This window comes from Aquirufa sp. Wall-65K1 (genome assembly GCF_054558475.1).
Map to the genome: position 1 here is coordinate 88,069 of NZ_JBPXKD010000007.1, position 18,685 is coordinate 106,753.

General features: G+C 38.9%; 21 protein-coding genes. 14 read left to right on the forward strand and 7 right to left on the reverse strand.

From position 1 onward, the window contains the following. The first annotated feature begins 4 nt into the window (after positions 1 to 4). The 10 genes from ACST15_RS11010 to ACST15_RS11055 all read left to right on the forward strand — a co-directional run bounded on the left by ACST15_RS11010 (position 5) and on the right by ACST15_RS11055 (position 8,356). Positions 5 to 763 (forward strand): succinate dehydrogenase/fumarate reductase iron-sulfur subunit, encoded by a 759-nt coding sequence (locus tag ACST15_RS11010; RefSeq protein WP_459454707.1) that lies wholly within the window; start codon positions 5 to 7, stop codon positions 761 to 763. A gap of 48 nt (positions 764 to 811) precedes the next feature. Next, positions 812 to 1,393, forward strand: coding sequence for a thymidine kinase (locus ACST15_RS11015; RefSeq protein WP_459454708.1), 582 nt, complete (start codon positions 812 to 814; stop codon positions 1,391 to 1,393). Positions 1,394 to 1,398: 5 nt separating this feature from the next. Next, positions 1,399 to 1,854, forward strand: coding sequence for a YkgJ family cysteine cluster protein (locus ACST15_RS11020; protein ID WP_459454709.1), 456 nt, complete (start codon positions 1,399 to 1,401; stop codon positions 1,852 to 1,854). A 77-nt stretch (positions 1,855 to 1,931) separates the two neighbouring features. Beyond that, positions 1,932 to 2,849 carry an ROK family protein gene (locus ACST15_RS11025; protein WP_459454710.1) on the forward strand — a complete coding sequence of 306 codons (918 nt, stop codon included), beginning with the start codon at positions 1,932 to 1,934 and terminating at the stop codon, positions 2,847 to 2,849. A gap of 165 nt (positions 2,850 to 3,014) precedes the next feature. Beyond that, a complete protein-coding gene (locus ACST15_RS11030; RefSeq protein ID WP_092019417.1) occupies positions 3,015 to 3,251 on the forward strand; it encodes an acyl carrier protein in 237 nt (78 codons plus the stop codon). A 123-nt stretch (positions 3,252 to 3,374) separates the two neighbouring features. Continuing rightward, the gene (gene fabF / locus ACST15_RS11035; protein WP_459454711.1) at positions 3,375 to 4,622 is read left to right on the forward strand and encodes a beta-ketoacyl-ACP synthase II; all 1,248 of its coding nucleotides are present in this window, start codon (positions 3,375 to 3,377) and stop codon (positions 4,620 to 4,622) included. A gap of 4 nt (positions 4,623 to 4,626) precedes the next feature. Next, positions 4,627 to 5,370 (forward strand): ribonuclease III, encoded by a 744-nt coding sequence (rnc, locus tag ACST15_RS11040; RefSeq protein ID WP_459454712.1) that lies wholly within the window; start codon positions 4,627 to 4,629, stop codon positions 5,368 to 5,370. 6 nt (positions 5,371 to 5,376) lie between these two features. Then, positions 5,377 to 6,333 (forward strand): hypothetical protein, encoded by a 957-nt coding sequence (locus ACST15_RS11045; RefSeq protein ID WP_459454713.1) that lies wholly within the window; start codon positions 5,377 to 5,379, stop codon positions 6,331 to 6,333. 67 nt (positions 6,334 to 6,400) lie between these two features. Next, the gene (locus ACST15_RS11050) at positions 6,401 to 8,032 is read left to right on the forward strand and encodes a hypothetical protein (protein WP_459454714.1); all 1,632 of its coding nucleotides are present in this window, start codon (positions 6,401 to 6,403) and stop codon (positions 8,030 to 8,032) included. A gap of 3 nt (positions 8,033 to 8,035) precedes the next feature. Next, a complete protein-coding gene (locus tag ACST15_RS11055) occupies positions 8,036 to 8,356 on the forward strand; it encodes a hypothetical protein (RefSeq protein ID WP_459454715.1) in 321 nt (106 codons plus the stop codon). Here ACST15_RS11055 and kdsA read toward each other — a convergent pair. The 3 genes from kdsA to ACST15_RS11070 are packed head-to-tail and all read right to left on the reverse strand — an operon-like array spanning position 8,351 to position 10,932. Next, complete coding sequence (gene kdsA / locus ACST15_RS11060) at positions 8,351 to 9,160, reverse strand: 3-deoxy-8-phosphooctulonate synthase (RefSeq protein WP_459454716.1); 810 nt, start codon at positions 9,158 to 9,160, stop codon at positions 8,351 to 8,353. The two genes, ACST15_RS11055 and kdsA, sit on opposite strands and share 6 nt — an antisense overlap. Before the next feature lies 1 nt (position 9,161). Beyond that, positions 9,162 to 10,202, reverse strand: a complete 1,041-nt coding sequence (murB, locus tag ACST15_RS11065) for a UDP-N-acetylmuramate dehydrogenase (protein WP_459454717.1) — start codon at positions 10,200 to 10,202, stop codon at positions 9,162 to 9,164. A 1-nt stretch (position 10,203) separates the two neighbouring features. Then, positions 10,204 to 10,932 carry an ABC transporter ATP-binding protein gene (locus ACST15_RS11070; RefSeq protein ID WP_459454718.1) on the reverse strand — a complete coding sequence of 243 codons (729 nt, stop codon included), beginning with the start codon at positions 10,930 to 10,932 and terminating at the stop codon, positions 10,204 to 10,206. Between the two features lie 188 nt (positions 10,933 to 11,120). Here ACST15_RS11070 and ACST15_RS11075 point away from each other — a divergent pair, with 188 nt between their 5' ends. Beyond that, positions 11,121 to 12,026: a prohibitin family protein gene (locus ACST15_RS11075; protein WP_459454719.1), complete on the forward strand. Its 906-nt coding sequence runs from the start codon at positions 11,121 to 11,123 to the stop codon at positions 12,024 to 12,026. A 114-nt stretch (positions 12,027 to 12,140) separates the two neighbouring features. Here the strand turns inward: ACST15_RS11075 and ACST15_RS11080 are convergent, their stop codons facing one another. Continuing rightward, complete coding sequence (locus ACST15_RS11080; protein ID WP_459454720.1) at positions 12,141 to 13,361, reverse strand: bifunctional 3,4-dihydroxy-2-butanone-4-phosphate synthase/GTP cyclohydrolase II; 1,221 nt, start codon at positions 13,359 to 13,361, stop codon at positions 12,141 to 12,143. A gap of 90 nt (positions 13,362 to 13,451) precedes the next feature. On the opposite strand from ACST15_RS11080, the gene ACST15_RS11085 reads away from it, so the two are divergent. Next, positions 13,452 to 14,159 carry an ABC transporter ATP-binding protein gene (locus ACST15_RS11085; protein ID WP_459454721.1) on the forward strand — a complete coding sequence of 236 codons (708 nt, stop codon included), beginning with the start codon at positions 13,452 to 13,454 and terminating at the stop codon, positions 14,157 to 14,159. On the opposite strand, the gene ACST15_RS11090 is transcribed toward ACST15_RS11085, so the two are convergent. From ACST15_RS11090 to ACST15_RS11100, 3 genes are read right to left on the reverse strand one after another with little or no spacing between them, the layout of a single operon-like run. Continuing rightward, positions 14,156 to 14,941, reverse strand: a complete 786-nt coding sequence (locus ACST15_RS11090; protein ID WP_459454722.1) for an amidohydrolase — start codon at positions 14,939 to 14,941, stop codon at positions 14,156 to 14,158. The genes ACST15_RS11085 and ACST15_RS11090 overlap by 4 nt on opposite strands. A gap of 12 nt (positions 14,942 to 14,953) precedes the next feature. Beyond that, complete coding sequence (locus tag ACST15_RS11095; protein ID WP_459454723.1) at positions 14,954 to 16,324, reverse strand: DUF4270 family protein; 1,371 nt, start codon at positions 16,322 to 16,324, stop codon at positions 14,954 to 14,956. Further along, positions 16,275 to 17,084 carry a glycogen/starch synthase gene (locus ACST15_RS11100; protein WP_459454724.1) on the reverse strand — a complete coding sequence of 270 codons (810 nt, stop codon included), beginning with the start codon at positions 17,082 to 17,084 and terminating at the stop codon, positions 16,275 to 16,277. The genes ACST15_RS11095 and ACST15_RS11100 overlap by 50 nt, the downstream gene beginning before the upstream one ends. Before the next feature lie 133 nt (positions 17,085 to 17,217). Between ACST15_RS11100 and ACST15_RS11105 the strand changes: the two genes are divergently transcribed. Together ACST15_RS11105 and rfaE2 are read left to right on the forward strand one after the other, a co-directional pair. Continuing rightward, positions 17,218 to 18,213 (forward strand): lysylphosphatidylglycerol synthase transmembrane domain-containing protein, encoded by a 996-nt coding sequence (locus ACST15_RS11105; RefSeq protein ID WP_459454725.1) that lies wholly within the window; start codon positions 17,218 to 17,220, stop codon positions 18,211 to 18,213. Beyond that, a complete protein-coding gene (gene rfaE2, locus ACST15_RS11110) occupies positions 18,197 to 18,679 on the forward strand; it encodes a D-glycero-beta-D-manno-heptose 1-phosphate adenylyltransferase (RefSeq protein ID WP_459454726.1) in 483 nt (160 codons plus the stop codon). The genes ACST15_RS11105 and rfaE2 overlap by 17 nt, the downstream gene beginning before the upstream one ends. Positions 18,680 to 18,685 lie beyond the last annotated feature (6 nt).

An 18,685-nucleotide genomic window follows, 5' to 3' on the forward strand; every position in this document is an offset into this window, starting at 1 on the left:
TAACATGGAAGGAAATTTAAACCTGACGCTTAAAATCTGGAGACAAAAAAACGCCCAAACTGCGGGTAAATTCGAGACATACCAAGTAAGTGGTATTTCGGAGGATATGTCCTTTTTGGAAATGATTGACGTGCTCAACAACCGTCTTATCGAAGAAGGTGATGATCCAGTAGCTTTTGATCACGATTGTCGTGAAGGTATCTGTGGTATGTGCTCCATGTACATCAACGGTCGCCCTCATGGACCCAATAAAGGTGTTACCACTTGCCAGTTACACATGCGTAGCTTCAGCGATGGACAAACTATCACCATTGAACCTTGGAGAGCGGAAGCTTTCCCAGTCATTAAAGACTTAGTAGTTAATCGTTCTGCCTTTGATCGCATCATTGCTGCTGGTGGATTTATTTCTGTCAATACAGGCAATGCACAAGATGCCAATAGCTTACCTATTCCCAAAGACAATGCGGACGATGCCTTTGCAGCGGCAGCATGTATTGGATGTGGAGCTTGCGTGGCGGCTTGTAAAAATGCTTCTGCCATGTTATTTACTTCCGCTAAAATCTCTCAATTGGCTTTATTACCTCAAGGTCAAGCTGAGCGTGCTAAGCGTGCTGAAGCCATGGTCGCACAAATGGATGAAGAAGGTTTCGGTGCTTGTTCCAATACAGGTGCTTGTGAAGCAGAATGTCCAAAAGGTATTTCCCTTGAGAATATTGCTCGCATGAACCGTGAGTACTTCTCTTCGGTTTTTACGTCTAAATAAGATACCACCTAAACTAGGCCCCTTGGAAGCAAGGGGCTTTTTCATGCCTTGTTTTTAGAGCCCAATCATTCCAAATCTTCCCAAAATTCCAATCCAAGCGGTTGGGTGGAGGTAATTTGTGGCTCCATGTTTTCAGGCAAGACAGAAGAATTAATTCGTCGTTTGAAAAGAGCCAAAATAGCTCAATTGCAGGTAGAAATTTTCAAACCAGCTGCCGATACCCGTTATCATGACGAAGACATCGTATCCCATAACCACAATTCCATTCGCTCCACTCCTGTTCATAGTTCAAGTGAAATCTTATTATTGGCAGGCAGCTGCGATGTAGTAGGTTTGGATGAAGCCCAATTCTTTGATCACCACATTGTAGAAGTTTGCAATACCCTCGCCAATCAAGGCAAACGTGTCATTATTGCAGGCCTAGACATGGATTTCAAAGGAATACCCTTTGGCCCAATGCCCGACCTTATGGCCATAGCTGAATACATTACCAAAGTACATGCGGTATGTGTCAAATGTGGTGGTGTAGCTACCTATTCTCATCGCATCGTGCAGCAACAACAAACCGTGATGTTAGGTGAGGCGGATAGCTACGAGGCCCTCTGCCGGACTTGCTTCCCACATGCCTAATTCAGATGCCTAGAGACCCCAGTTTTACTAAAGTTTTCCAACGTATTCGGGCCAAAAAACCGAAAGACCTCGATGTGCAATTTGAAAAAAACCATGAAGTGGTTTTTGAAAACATCGATTGCCTCGATTGTGGTAATTGTTGCAAAACCACAAGCCCCATGTGGAATGAGACTGATATACAGCGAGTAGCCAAACTGCTAAAAATGAAGGTAGCTGATTTTCTAGATACCTATTTAATTAAAGATGCGGATGGAGACTGGGTTTATCCTTCTAGTCCATGCCCGTTTTTATTAGAAGATAATGCCTGTGACATTTACGAACACCGACCTAAGGCATGTCGGGAATACCCCCATACCTATCGCAAAAACATGTTGGGTATCCTTAAAATAACCCAAAAAAATGCCTTAATCTGTCCAGCCGTTTCCCAAATCATGGAAAAACTGGAAAGAATCTATCTCTAAACTAAATTGCCGAATAGAATATTTGAATATGCGCGTAATTTTAAAGAAATTCGCAGCAAATTAAACCAAAAGACCGCATGGAAGCAGCAGAATATCTAGGAATTGACGTTGGAGGAACAGGAGTAAAAATGGGCATTGTCCATCCAGAAACTGGGCATATTAGTAATTTTCAAAGTTATGATACCGCCACTTGGAGAGAATCCAATCACTTCTTAGATCGCCTAGCTGATGCTATTGCACTACAATTATTTCAGCACAAGCATGTACATAAAGTAGGTATTGGTCTTCCTGGTATCTTAACTAAAAATCGTAAAACCCTAATCGAAATTACGGCCATTCCAGAAATTGATGGAGCTCACTTAATTTCCATGTTAGAAAAGCGTTTTCCGGACCATGCCTTTTTTATGGAAAATGATGCCAATGCAGCTGCGCTGGGAGAATTTTATTTTTCTCCAGAAAAAGATAGCATGCCAGAAGATTTCATCTTTTTAACCTTAGGAACAGGTATCGGTGGAGCCGCCATCATTGATCGCAAGATCTTTTTAGGTGGAGATGGAAATGCGATGGAACCAGGACACGTTCCGTCTAGAAATGGAAAAGTCTTAGAAAGAAACATTGGTAAAAAGGAATTATTACAAATGGCGAACGCCATGCGTGCCACATACAAAGGAAAAACAGTTTTGGCAGCAGATGGATCTATATCCACTACCGCACTAGTCGTAGCTGCCGAAGAAGGAGATGAATTAGCTTTGGCTATTTGGAATGAAGTAGGAGAAATGTTGGGTGATATGATCGTTTCATTAATCCGAATTCTAGATATTAAAAACATCTTCATTGGAGGCGGGCTTTCAGCTTCATTTGATTTTATCTTGCCAAGTATGGAGAAACAGTTGAACTATTGGTTAACTCCAGCTTACTTGAAAAAACTAAGTATTAAAAAAGCACTTTTAGGAAATGATGCAGGACTTTTAGGTGCCGCATCGCTTTGTTTTTAATGCTTAGAAATAAATCATTCGCAAGAATTTTAAACAATTCAAAAAAAAGAATTATTTTTATCTAATTAATTATTTTAATAATGCAATTAGGCTTAAAATTTGTTTGATAATCTAAGTTTTAATTCTAATCTTTGCATCGTTTTTGAACCCCAAAATATTTTAGAAATGGCAGATATTGCAGAAAAAGTAAAAAGCATCATCGTTGAGAAATTAGGAGTAGAAGCATCAGAAGTTACACCTGAGGCATCTTTCACAAACGATTTAGGAGCTGATTCCTTAGACACGGTAGAATTAATCATGGAATTTGAAAAAGAATTCAACGTATCTATTCCAGATGATCAAGCAGAGAATATCCAAACTGTAGGACAAGCCATCACCTACTTGGAAGAGAACGCAAAGTAATCGTAACGAAATAATAATGATGTCAATTGGTAATTGGTAATGACTCAGGAACCTAGTTCCTAAGAAAATCACCCTTACGAATTGACATTTTTTATTTTTCAAACCTAAAATATCAGGATAATTATGGAGTTAAAACGAGTTGTAGTAACGGGTTTAGGTGCCCTTACCCCTATTGGAAATACAGTTAGTGAATACTGGGAAGGTTTATCTACCGGAAAAAGTGGATGTGGACCTATCACCAAGTTCGACGCTGAAAAATTCAGAACTCGTTTTGCCTGTGAACTCAAGAATTTTAGTGTAGAAGAATTCATTCCACGTCAGGAGGCCCGTAAAATGGACCCTTTTACCCAATATGCTATTGTAGCTTCCGATGAAGCTATCAAGGATGCGGGTTTCGATATGGAAGCTATCAACAAAAATAAAGTCGGTGTAATCTGGGGATCAGGTATCGGTGGATTAAAAACCTTTGAAGATGAAATGATCTATTTCGGCAAAGGAGATGGTACGCCTAAAATCAATCCATTCTTTATCCCTAAAATGATTGCTGACTCTAGCTCAGGTCAAATATCCATTAGAAACGGTTTTCGTGGTCCAAACTATGTAACTGTTTCCGCATGTTCATCTGCGAACAATGCCATCATTGATGCTTTCAATTACATTCGTACAGGTCGTATTAATATCTGTGTGACTGGAGGATCGGAAGCACCGGTGACCATTGCCTCTGTGGGTGGTTTTACAGCCATGCGTGCCATGTCTGAAAGAAATGATGACCCGGCTACTGCTTCTCGCCCTTATGATGTAAACCGCGATGGTTTTGTAGTAGGTGAAGGTGCAGGCGCATTAGTGCTAGAAGAATACGAACATGCAAAAGCACGTGGAGCAAAAATCTATGCCGAGTTAATCGGTGGTGGATTCTCCTCAGATGCCTACCATATTACGGCCCCACATCCTGAAGGATATGGTGCTTTACTTTCCATGATTGATGCATTAGAAGATGCTCAAATCAAACCCGAGGAAGTAGATTATATCAATACTCACGGTACATCTACCCCTATTGGTGATCCTCAAGAATTAAAAGCAATCGTTGATTGCTTTGGAGAACATGCTTATAAAATGAGTATCTCTTCCACAAAATCCATGACTGGTCACTTATTAGGAGGCGCAGGAGCCGTAGAAGCGGTGGCTTCCATCTTAGCCATACAGCATCAATTTGTACCTCCAACCATTAACTGCCAAGATTTAGACCCAGCGATAGATCAAAATCTTGATTTAACTTTAAATCAAGGTAAAGCAAGAAAAATCAACGTGGCACTAAGCAATGGATTTGGATTTGGTGGGCATAACGCAACCGTCATTTTCCGAAAAGTATAGGCTTATGAAAATTCTCTCGGTATTAAGCTGGTTGAATCCTACCCAACTAAATGAAAGAGAGAAATTTCTAAAGAAATCTGTAACCCATTTGATTGGCGAAAGTCCCTCCAATTTGTCGCTATATCGTTTGGCCTTTTTGCATGCTTCGGCATCCAAAGACAGCATTGCCAAGTCGTTTAAAGAATCCAACGAGCGCCTCGAATTTCTAGGAGATTCTGTTCTTGGAATGATTACAGCAACCTACCTATTCCAAAAATTTCCTTTCAAAGACGAGGGTTTCTTAACCGAAATCCGTTCTAGAATGGTTAGCCGAGAATCATTGAATGTATTAGGTAGAAAATTAGGTTTGGACGAAGTCATTGAATACGAAAACCAAAAGAGAACGATTCTTTCACGCTCCAGCATGTATGGAGATGCTTTGGAAGCGTTCATTGGGGCCATCTACCTAGATAAAGGTTTTGCCTTTACCCAAAAATTCATCATCAAAAAGATATTAACCCAGTATTTCGATTTAGAAACGGTGGTTCAAAATAATCCTAACTTCAAGTCCATCCTAATTGAATGGGCCCAAAAAGAAGGAAAAAAGGTGATTTTTACCCTGGATGAGGAGGGGCAACACCACAATAAAGAATTTACAGCCATCGTTTTGGTAGATAACTTGAAAATAGCCGAAGGTAAAGGCTATTCCAAGAAAAAAGCAGAACAAACAGCTGCCATGAAAGCCTGTGAAGAATTGGAACTTAAATAATAAAAGATGCCAACGCCCAATATTTTGCTTCATTACTGGACCGAAGAAGGTCAAACAAGTACTTTTCAAGATATTTTACAGCAAGAAATACCTGCTTCTGTCCTAGAGGTCTTACAATCAGAATTACTTTTGCAATTGCAAAGCCAACGTATTCAAGATCAATTCCCTTGTTTTGATTGGCAAAATCAACGTATCCACGAAAAATGGGATAACATCACGCGCTCGCTTGTATTGCAAGTATCTCTTCCCAATTATATTTGGAACCAGTGGATTGATGAATTAAAAGAAGAAAGCGCACCTACTGATTATTTATTCAATGTTTTAGGCGCAGAAGCACAAGAAATTAGTCCGGATACTCTTCTGACTGCTGAGGTATATTTTGAAGCTCCAGCAAGCTTAGATGATCTTCCAGAAGATGAATTAGTGGAAAACATAGCCACTGAATTTGACATTCAACCTGTAGAGGAAAATTCCATTGAGCCTGAATTACCCCAAGAAATAAATCCCGAGCCTGTTCCTGTCAAGCCTGTGACAGAAATCATCATCGAAAACGTACAATTAAACCCCAATACATCTTTAAATACTAGTAGTTTCTTCCAAGAAGAACCTAAAGAGCAAGCTTCCGCTGGCAAAAAAATCATGGAAGTCATTGCAGATTCCACTTCTGAAAAGGTCTTTGAAAAACTGCAAGGAAGCGATGGATCGCTCAAGTCTTTGGTGGAGACTAAGATGACAGAAACGCTAGCAAACAGCATTAGTCTAAACCAAAAAATCAAATTTATCCAATCGATTTTTGATGGTGAGGGCCATCATTTGAATCAATTAATTGATTTCATCGACCATGAAGCTCAGAGCCATAACTGGCAAGAAAGTATTCAGCAACGTTATGCTGAGTTCCGCAGAGCTGATAATGAAGAGTCTTGGAATGAATTACAGGAGATGATTCGAAGGAAATTCAACTAAGTGATATTCTTCATCAAGTATTAGATTAGATTCCTGAATTCAACTAGGTAATTTCACTCAAAAAAAAGTGAAATTCCTTGGTTTACTACTTTTCGCCTCTCTCCCTTTACTAGCTCAAGTGGATGAAACCCAACCTTGGGATGAATCCGAAATACGAAGCAGTATATTCCAATATTATATACAAAACCCCATTGATATCAACCAGGCAAAAGAAGCCGATTGGTATCATTTAGGATTAGTTAATTCCTCCCAAATAAAAGCGTTTTTTGAGTTCAAAAAAGCTACAGGATCCTTCCTTAGCATCTGGGAATTACAAGCTATACCTCTCTGGGATCTAGCTACTTTAAAACGCATTCGAGATTTTATCATTTGTCGGACTAATTCCCCCACATGGAATTGGCAATCAGCGAAACACCTATGGATACATCGGATTGAATTTACTGTGGAGGAAAAAAAAGGATTTAGTCCGCCAGACAAACGAAGTAAAGTTCGCTATTTCAATAGCCCATATGCGGAACTACATCGATATCGAGGACAGATCAGTCCTGCCTTAGGAATGGGATTTTTAGCACAAAAAGATGCGGGAGAAAGCCAAATAACTGATTTTACTAGCTTTTACCTTCAATGGCATAAACCCATAAGTACCTTATACAAGATTATCGTAGGTGATTTTGTCAATCAATGGGGCCAAGGTTTAATTCAGGCTGGAGGCTTCTCTTTAGGTAAAAGCTATGAAAGTATCATTTCTACACAAAAATTCCATCAAGGCTCAATTCCATACAGTTCTAGCGTGGAATCCGGATTTTATCGAGGATTAGTGCTAGGTTTTCAAAGAAAACAATGGAATATGGAAACTTTCATTTCGAAAAGAAATTGGGACGCTAATATTCAAACAGATAGTTTAGGATGGCCCTATTATACCTCCCTGAATCGAAGTGGGCTACATCGAACTTCAAGTGAGCTAGAGAATAAAAATCAAGTGCAAGAATGGAGCCTTGGTAATTCCCTAAACTGGCAGGCCCGAAGAATCCCCTTATCGCTTCAAGCAAACATCGTCTGGAGTCGTTGGTCAATTCCCAAAAGAAATTCTAGCAGAGCTTATCAAATAGATGATTGGCAAGGGAATACGCTTGTCAACAGTTCACTATCAACAAATTTTACCTGGCAAAAAGCTCAATGGATGGCTGAATTGGCATTTGCTCCGCAATCCTGGGCTTTCATACATGGGGCCGCTTGGGCTCAATCCAAAGCAATGGATTTCTCCTATGTATTTAGGTACGCATCCACTTCCTATTTTAGTCCTCAAGCACAGGCGTTTGGAGAAAATTCAGAGGTTGGTAATGAAATGGGGCTTTTTATAGGCAATCAATATCGCTGGTCAAAGAGGTCAAGACTATCCTCTTACCTGGATTTGTTTCTATTTCCAGCAGCTAAATACCAAGTGAGCCAATCTAGCTCTTGGGGTTGGGAACTTCTCCATCGTTTCCAGTTTGAACGAAGAAATGTATATAATTACTTCATACAAATTAAATGGACTTCCAAAGAAGAAGATGCCCCCAAGCCAGTTTCAGATTTAATCAGAAAACATCAATGGCAATTTAGTGGTGATCTAAAAAAAACTATAAATAAAAAATGGGATTGGCATAGTCGACTCATGGGTACCTACCTGCATTCTCCTGCACAAAAAGATTGGGGATGACTGTTGCTTCATGATGCACAATTTTCGTGGCAAAATTGGCAAATTAAAGCAAGAGCTGCTTATGTTCAAAGTACGAACTATGACAGTCGGCTTTATGCCTATGAACCCAGTTTACCTTATGCCTTTTCCTTACCTGCCTATTCTGGACAAGCTTGGAAAACTTGCCTGCTCATCAACTATAAGTGGAAAAACAAAATTACCCTTTCAACCAAAATAGGGCGAATGGATTACTTGGATCGAGATGAAATAGGCACAGGTTTAGATCTAATTGCAGGCACACATAAAACGGATATAAGCCTACAAGTCGTTTGGAATAGCTTATAAAATAGCTTCTCTGATCTTAAGCAATTTTTCTAAAAGTCCTTCCAATTGATCTAAAGGCAACATATTAGCTCCATCAGATTTAGCGATGGATGGATTGGGATGTGTTTCTATGAATAATCCATCCGCCCCAACGGCTATAGCCGCCTTGGCAATGGTCTCAATCAAGGCCGGTTGACCGCCTGTTACCCCTGATCCTTGATTTGGCCTTTGTAAGGAATGGGTACAATCCATGATTACGGGAACCTGAAAGGCTGCCATTTCAGGTAAATTTCTAAAATCAACCACTAAATCTCCATAGCCAAATGAATTACCTCGATCTGTTAAATATACCAAGGCCTCTGGATTTTCATGCTTCACCTTTTCAACAGCAAACTTCATGGAGGCGCCCGACATAAATTGTCCTTTTTTAATGTTTACCGCTCTGCCTGTTTGAGCAGCAGCTGCTAGGAGGTCCGTTTGTCGACAAAGAAATGCGGGGATTTGTAATATGTCCACATAAGGAGCAGCCATAGCGGCTTCAGCACTTTCATGAATATCCGTAACCGTAGGTACTTGAAAATGCTGACCTACTTCTTGTAATATCTCTAAGGCAAGGATGTCACCTATTCCTGTGAAAGAATCTATTTTCGTACGGTTAGCTTTACGGTAAGATCCTTTAAATATAAATGGGATACCCAAGGAGTCCGTGATTTGCTTGATGCGTTCAGCAATTTCATAAGCTAAATCTTTGCTTTCAATGGCACAACTGCCTGCCATCAAGAAAAAAGGTCCTTTATCTTGAAGGGTGTTATAAGGTAAGTTCATCTTATAAAATGTTTACTTCGGTTTCTAAAACTACACCGAATTTGCTGAGAATTGATTGTTTAATTTTTTCGGATAAAGCAAGAATTTGCTTTCCACTAGCCTGGCCATAATTTACCAAAACCAATGCCTGTTTGGCATGCACTCCAGCGTCTCCATCTCGGAAACCCTTCCAGCCTGCTTGCTCGATAAGCCAACCTGCTGGGAATTTTATTTCACTACTTCCTGCTACCGGATAATGCGGAATTTCAGGATATTTCTCCATTAAGGCAGCTGCTTGGGTGGCATCTAAGGTAGGGTTTTTGAAAAAACTACCTGAATTTCCTATCTCCTTGGGATCAGGCAATTTGCTCTTTCTAATTTCAATGACCGCATCAGATACATCTTGAATACTCGGCTGAGTAATGGATTTGGCATTCAATACATCCTGAATAGCCCCATAAGAGGTTTGCGCTTTAGCTATTTTATTTAATTTAAAACAAACATAAGCTATCAAATATTTCCCCTTTCCTTCATGCTTAAAATAACTCTCTCGATAGCCAAACCGACAAGCCTCTGCATCAAAAGTTTCTAGTACTTGATTGGTTAAATGAAAGGCCTGCAAATGGTCAAATGTATCTTTTATTTCCACTCCATAGGCACCGATATTTTGCATGGGAGCTGCGCCTACCGTTCCAGGAATTAGGGATAAATTTTCGATACCTGCCCAATGATGACTAACGGTATATTGAACAAAATCATGCCAAACGACACCCGCACCAGCACGCACCCAAACATGGTCTTCATCTTCTTTGATAACCTCAATACCTTCAATCGCCACTTTCACCACCAAAGCATTCAAATCTTGCGTCAACAATACATTACTCCCCCCTCCCCAAAAAATATGAGGAACATGGGAATATAAGCCAGCGTTCAACAAGTGGTGATATTGCTCAATGGAACGAATTTCTACAAAATACTTGGCCTTGACATCAATTCCGAAGGTATTGAGCGATTGGAGTGAATAATTTTCCAATACTCTAGGCAGAGCAATTGATGAAGGCATTTTAATGCAATTTAGTAGATAAAAATTCTTGTAAAGCAGGAACTTCGGTACTCATTAGATTTTTGTTATTTCCTTCCCAAAGCTTCTTCCCATCTTTTAAAAAGATCACATACTCCCCCATCCGAAGCACAGAGTTCATGTCGTGAGAAATAACGACCGTAGTTATATCAAATTCTTTGGTAATTTCTTGAATCAATAAGTCGATTTTAACCGCTGTCAGTGGATCTAATCCTGAATTCGGTTCATCACAAAATAAATATTTGGGGTTCATCACAATGGCCCTAGCTATCCCAACTCGCTTTTTCATACCACCGGATATATCGGAAGGCATTTGATTAGCCGCAGCTTCCAACCCTACTCGTTGCAAACAAATTAAAGCCCTTTCATTTTTCTCTTCCAAAGTTTGGTGAGTCAAAATATCTAAAGGAAAACGCACATTTTCTAAAACGGTCTTGGAATCAAACAATGCTCCTCCTTGAAAAAGTACTCCCATTTCCCGGCGAATCGATTTGATTGTATCATTGGAGGCTTTAACAAAATCCCGACCATCATACAATACCTTACCTTGCTCGGGTTTTAAAATACCAATCATACATTTCAACAATACACTTTTCCCTGTACCACTACCACCAATCACCATGTTGATTTTGCCCTTTTGGAAGCAGCCATCGACTCCGTCCAAAACAACTTTTCCATCAAACTCTTTGTGTATGTTTTTGATTTCAATCATATTCAAAATTAGGCATATTTTGCCAAAAATGAAGAATGTCTACTTTTTTCCCCGAATTATTTTCAAGTCTAAAATTTGCCCTTAAATCCAGATTATTTTCTCTTTACCACATTTGATTGTTTACTGTTGGGATTCTATGTACTTTTCCATTGAGTGAATTTTTAACCCTACATAAAATATTTATACCTATGTTTTTCATCGTCGTTGGAATCGTTTTACTGCTAATTGGTAATTTCATTGCCAATCCGAATTTAGTATTTTCAAAATACAGCAAAGCCTTTAAAATAGGGGGAATTGCCCTAGCTGGATTGGGTTTATTCAGCTCTACCGTCAAGCAAATAGAAGCAGGAGAAGTTGGTGTTCAAAGTCTATTTGGGAGCGTTAAACCACAAGTTTTAAACAGTGGCTTAAACTTTGTCAATCCTTTATCAAATATTTATATTTTTGATTCAAAGACTCAAAACTACACCATGTCAGGCGTGCATGATGAAGGGGATAAATCAGGAGATGATGCCATTCGAGTTTTAACTGCCGATGGATTAGAAGTGATTGTTGATCTTACGGTATTATTTAAAATATCCTCTCAAGAAGCACCCAATATTTTCAAAAAAATCGGTTTAGACTATAAGGATAAAGTAGTCCGCCCCATCACTCGAACCAAAATACGCGATAATGCCGTGTACTATGATGCCGTAGGTTTATTTTCGAATAAGAGAAATGAATTCCAAAATCGAATTTTCAAGGATATTGAAGCTAACTTTAAAAATAGAGGGCTTATTCTTGAGCAATTATTAATCCGTAACATCACCTTACCCAATTCGGTCAAACAAAGCATAGAATCAAAAATCAATGCAGAGCAAGATGCCCAAAAAATGCAATTTGTCCTGCAAAAAGAAAAGCAAGAAGCCGAGCGTAAGCGCGTAGAAGCACAAGGTATAGCCGATTACCAGCGAATATTATCTACTGGATTGAGTGACCGCCAATTGCAATATGAGTCCATTCTTGCTCAAAAAGAATTAGCCAAATCTCCCAACAGTAAAATCATTATCATGGGAAATGGTAAGAGTAGTCCCATTATTTTGGGAGGAAACTAAAGAAAATAAAGTACTTTTTTAAAATTTGGCTGTTACCCAATATTTCAAAAAAAAGAGCTCGCTAAATTCCTAGCGGGCTCTTTTACTATACAATTCTACATTGCCTAGTTTTTTTTACTTTCTCAAAATGGCATGTCCCATCTTATCACGTTTTGTTTGCAAATAATGCTGGTTGTGTGGGTTGGGATTAATTTCAATCGGTATAGATTCCACAATTTCCAATCCATAGCCTAATAATCCAGCTCGTTTTTTAGGGTTGTTGGAGATTAATCGCAATTTTTTAATTCCCAAATTTCTTAAAATTTGTGCCCCAACTCCATAATCACGCTCATCCATAGCAAAACCTAATTCTAGATTAGCTTCTACGGTATCGCGGCCCATTTCTTGTAACTTATATGCTTTCAATTTATTCAATAAACCTATACCTCTACCCTCTTGAAACATGTACAAAACCACCCCTTTACCTGCTTTTTCCACCATCTCCATAGCCTTGTGCAATTGAGGTCCACAGTCGCAGCGACAAGAACCAAAAATATCTCCGGTAACACAAGAGCTATGCACACGCACCATCACTTCCTCATCTTTTTCCCAGGTACCTTTCACTAAAGCTAAATGGGTATCTCCTGTATTTTTTTGCTTGAAAGCAATCAAATCAAAATTCCCCCATTGAGTAGGCATATCCACACCAATCTCCCGCTGAATTAAGGATTCCTTATCTAATCGATATTCAATCAAATCTTTAATAGTCACTAGTTTTAAATCAAATTTATCCGCGATTTTACGAAGATCTGCCAAACGAGCCATGCTGCCATCCTCATTCAACACCTCAATTAAAACACCTGAAGGCTGAAAACCCGCCAAACGAGCAAAATCCATGGAGGCCTCGGTATGACCTGTACGGCGTAAAACGCCCTCAGATTTACTCTTTAAGGGGAAAATATGCCCAGGTCGACCTAAATCACTTGGCTTAGTCAAAGGATCGACTAATGCTTGAATCGTTTTTGCCCGATCAGAGGCTGAAATCCCAGTTGTACAGCCATTGCCTAATAAGTCAACCGAAACGGTAAACGGGGTTTCATGTGAGGTTGTATTATTGTCAACCATCATTTCTAGCCCTAAAGCTGAGCAACGATCCTCCGTTAAAGAAACACACATTAATCCGCGAGCTTCTTTGATCATGAAATTAACCAATTCAGGAGTAATTGCCTCGGATGCGCAAATCATATCACCCTCATTCTCACGGTCCTCATCATCGGCTACAATGATGATTTTACCTTGACGAATATCTTCTATCGCATCTTCAATACGATCCAAACGAATGGAATCTTCCTGCATATTTTTAAGCTTTATGAACCAAAACACAAAGGTAAGCAGATTTAGTTCCCATTTTACTACCTTTGTCATATAATCTATCCCTTATCAGGTATGTCGATTGAAGTTGTCAAACTTTCTAAAAATTACGGTTCACAAATTGCCGTTAATGCCATTTCATTCCAAGCTTCAGAAGGTCAAATCATTGGTTTTCTTGGACCTAATGGTGCAGGGAAGTCTAGTACCCTTAAAATGTTGGTAGGATTAAGCCTGCCTAGCCAAGGAGAAGCCAAGGTGTTAGGCTTAGATGTCACAAAGCATGCCCTAGAATTGAAAAAGAAAATTGGCTATTTGGCGGAAAACAATCCATTATATCCTGATATGTATGTTCAAGAATTCCTGGATTTTATTGGCAAAATTCATGGATTTTCATCTCGTCAACGAAAAATAAGGATGGATAAAGTCATTCAATTAGTGGGATTAGAGCAAGAAAAGAAAAAGAAGATAGGTGAATTATCCAAAGGCTATCAACAACGTGTAGGTATCGCACAAGCGATCTTTCATGATCCTGCGGTTTTGATTTTGGACGAACCAACCAGCGGATTAGATCCAAATCAAATGACTGAAATTCGTTCCTTGATTCAATCGCTGAGGCAAGGTAAAACCATTTTATTTTCGAGTCACTTATTGAATGAAGTTGAATCAATTTGTGACCGAATTTTACTCATTAGCCATGGGAATTTAGTGGCAAATTGTTCTTTAAAAGAAGCTCAAGCGTATGCGGGAGGATTACCAGCCTTTTTTAAAGACAAAACAGCTTAATTCAAATAAAAAGCATCGGCATCGAGATGCGCAGGGAATTTTTCTCTAAAATCTAGCAGAGCTTCTTTATAAATAGTTGTGGTGGAAATTATTTCTTCATCCATGAGATGAATCAGTTCCTCTCCTTTAAAGGTCACAAGTGCCGAATCACCTTGGTAAAGCAAATCATTATTATCTTTTCCTACTCGGTTAACTCCAACCACATAGGCCAAGTTTTCTATGGCACGTGCTTTTAATAAGGTTGACCAAGCATGAGCCCTAGCTGCCGGCCAATTGGCCACATATATAGCCATATCGTAGGCTAAATCAGTATTTCTGGACCAAACAGGAAAACGTAAATCATAACAAACAAACAAGGCAATCTTCCAAGATTTATAGCTTACTATAACTTGTTTTTCACCTGAACTATAAAATTCATGCTCATGACCCATGCGGAACAAATGGCGCTTGTTGTAGGTCACTATTTTCCCATCTGGAAAAACCGCTAACATTCGATTGAAAAATTGATTATTCTCCTTGATTTTGAGACTTCCAAGCATCAATACATCCAAACGATTAGCCATCATTTGCATCCATTGTACTTGAGCACCTTTAGGAAAATCAGCACCTTCTGCACTCATGCTGAAACCTGTCAGAAACATTTCTGGTAAAACGATTACATCTGTTTTACCTTGCAAGACCTGCAATTTTTCTTCTAAAACAGCACAATTGGCAGCAGGATTCTCCCAAATGAGAGAGGTCTGCACCATACTAACCCGCAAATTATCATTCGGGGAAACCATGCGTCAAGCGATTTATTTGGCAATGTAAGTATAATACACCTTTAATTTAACTTTACTCGCATTCAAAGGCACATATCGGATATTTTCACCAATGATTCGGCTAAATCCAGCTGAATTACTAGTTAATGGACTAGTCACCAAGATGGCAAAATTCTTACGATTATTGGCCAAGATATTTTGAATGGCAGTGGTGACATTAAAACTATAGGTTTTGGAAACAGGGTCAAAATTAGCTGACTGTATACCTGTTCCACCTTCGGTCAACAAATACCTTAAACCATATGAATTCTTTAGTGTTCTGTTGCTTGCATCCGTTTCAACCAATGAAAGTGAACCTAAGATCTTCGACCACTCATAGCTATCAGCAGCTGGCAAAACTAATTCTGCTTTGTTGATTGCTACATTTTTATTGCCTTTCAAATTCAATAAATAAGGAAACTCCAATTTGGTAGCTAAACCAGTTCCTGCTTGAACATAAGTAACCATATTCGACTGCGAGGCAGGAACACGATCACCTGGTTTTTGTAAATTTCCTAAAACACCAGACCTAGAAACCTGTAATTGGTTAAATCGTCCATGAATTTCTTGAATCAAAGCAGTAGAAAGACTGAAATAGTAATTTACCTTGTATTTAACTGTATCATTAGGATTATGGTAATGCAAAGTCATGACAGAATACGTAGGAGAAAAACCCAAGATCGCGGCTTTGCCCGTAGTGTTCGACTTAATATGCATTCCTCTAAAATATTGCCTAAAAGCTGCACCACCTGCGGCAATGGACTTGTCGGTATATTTCTCTAAAAGTTCTTTACCAAAGGAAGCATTCAATTTAAATCGTAAGGTATCGTATTTTAGAGAGTCCCCATTGGCCGATTTGGCTTTGATAGGTCGAGGGAAAAAGGAATGAGTACCGATTGGTGTAGGATCATAAGCCACGGTAGAAGTATTAAAATAATCCACAGCCCGGCTAACGCTATCTTTTAATCGGTAGACTGAAATCGTTTGTTTTTGGGTAGTATCCCCCACAAATGATTGGTAAATCAATTCCATTTTTAAGGAATCCAAAATAGAATTCTCCTTACTTTTCAAGGTATCTACATTCGCTACCTGAGTGAAAGCAGAGGCTACCACCGTCCCTAAAATAGGATCTTGATGAGAGCCTACCAAAAATGAGTTAGTTTGGTTGGTAAAGATAGAGTCAATCAACACCGTGGATGATTGAATACTTAATGAATCTGTATAGTTTAAGCCTACTTCAACACTAAACAAATCTGACCCAATTTCTTTGGGCAAATCACAAGAAGTAAGGAAAAGGGAAAGAATCCCTACCCATTTAATTGCCGGCCATTTCCAAATACAATTTTTCGAAGAAATCGAGATCATTTTCGGCAATATTTTGATAGGTTTTTGATTTAAATTCATCAATGATGGATTGGATACGGCTGTTTTCCGCATTTTCTAATGATACTACTTTGTCGGCATATTCTGCACCAATTTTAATAAAGGCAGAATAATCTGAATTGGCTAAGCTAGTTAAATTATCGTCTTCAATTTCGCCTAATTTAACTTTCTCTAATAAATCTTCGTTAGAAAACGTAAAATCAAATTCAGAATTGTGAGGAGAGAAAATAGTTTTTGAATCTTTAAAGATAGGGTGGTTTTTGTAATGTGTAGAGATGTACAAAGGTACTAAACTCGACATCCAATCATTACAATGTACGACATCAGGCGACCAGCCTAATTTCACCACTGTTTCCAATGCTCCTTTGCAGAAGAAAGCCGCACGCTCATGATTGTCATCATAGAATGCCCCTTCTTTATCGGTTAACACAAATTTACGCTGGAAATAATCTTCATTATCTATGAAATAAACCTGCAATTTAGCAGCAGGAATACTAGCGACCTTAATCGTTAACGGTTTTTCTTCCTCACCCATGGGGATGGTGATTCCTGATAGCCGAACTACTTCGTGCAAACGGTTTTTGCGTTCATTTATAGAACCAAATCTTGGAACCAAGATTCGAATCTCCATTCCCCTCTCCTGCATGGCAGTTGGAAGGTTACGAACGAAGTCTGCAATTCTAGAGGTGTTAAGGAAAGGGTCAACCTCACTCGAAACGTAAAGAATACGTAATTTGGACATTCTAAATTGATTTAGGGGAAAATTATCCCAAAAAAACTTTGCAAAAATATAAAAATTTTATCGGATTCCAGCTATATAATTTAAGCAAAGCTCTTTATTTTGCCTTGTGATTCTCGAAATCCAACACCACAACATGATAAAATCCATTCTTAAGTACTTATTCTCGACTTTATTAGCTGCCTCTCTCTTGTATTGGGCATTTTCGAAAAGTCAGTTAGAATGGGATTATATTTACCAAACGCTCCTGCAAGCGAACTACCAATGGGTAAGTGTAGCTATTCTAATTTCTTTGGTTTCACATTGGTTAAGGGCGCTTCGCTGGGAACAATTATTAGATAGTCTTGATTACCAGCCAGGTCAAATAAGAACTTTTTCTGCCGTAATGATCGGCTATTTTGCCAATTTCATTGTACCCAGAATGGGGGAAGTTTCTCGTTGTGGATCGCTTCAAAAAACAGCTGATATACCTTTCGAAAAGTCATTTGGTACCGTTATCACAGAGAGGGTAGTCGATTTGCTCGGTTTAATCGTCATAGTGGGTATTACGTTTTTAGTCGAATGGAAACCCATTCAATCTTTTTTATTTCCACAAACAGATACACCTCCATTAACATTAATTTTGGGTTTGTTAATCCTGGGTTTAATTGGATTAATCAGCCTTTGGTTGACCAAAGATTACCTACTTGCCAAATGGGAAATTCTTTCAAAAAGTTCAAAGGTGGGACAAATTCTCTCAGGTTGGATTGATGGCATCATTAGCATCAAAGATGTTAAAAAACCTGGATTATTTTTGCTTTATACGGGGGCCATTTGGTTTGCTTATTTCCTTAATGTCTATACCTTACTTTTAGCTTTCCCAAGTAGTGAAAACCTAGGATTATCGGCTTCACTCAGCATTTTAGTTATGGGTACATTCGGCATGGCCGCGCCCACCCAAGGCGGTATTGGAGCCTACCATAGCCTCGTAGCATCAACTTTATTTTTCTACCAAATCCCCATGAAAGAGGCTACAGCCCTAGCCACATTTTTTCATGGAACCCAAATGGCTACCATCTTGTTATTTGGGGGTATTAGTTTTATTCTAACTCTTTTCTTACCTAAAAAACTAAACAGTGTCGACACTCAGTGAACATAAAATTCATACCCTAAGTGAAGCAGCAGAAATTCGCAACAACTGGAAAAGGGAACAACAAAAAGTTGTTTTTACGAACGGGTGCTTTGACATTTTGCATCTCGGCCACGTTGATTACTTAGAAAAATCAAGCCAAGCCGGGGATAAAATGATTGTAGCTGTCAACTCAGACCGATCTGTGCGAGAACTGAAAGGACCTGAAAGGCCGGTTAATTCAGAATATGCACGAGCCCGTTTAATTGCAGCCTTGGGTTTTGTCTCTTTAGTTATCATATTTGATGAGGAAACGCCTTTGGAATTAATTAAAACGCTTTTACCAGATGTGCTAATTAAAGGAAATGATTATACCATTGATACAATTGTAGGTTCAAAAGAAGTTTTAGCCGCAGGTGGAAAAGTTAGCACCATTGATTTAGTACCCAATTATTCAACAACAGGAATTATTAACAAACTTAAAAAATAAAAGAAA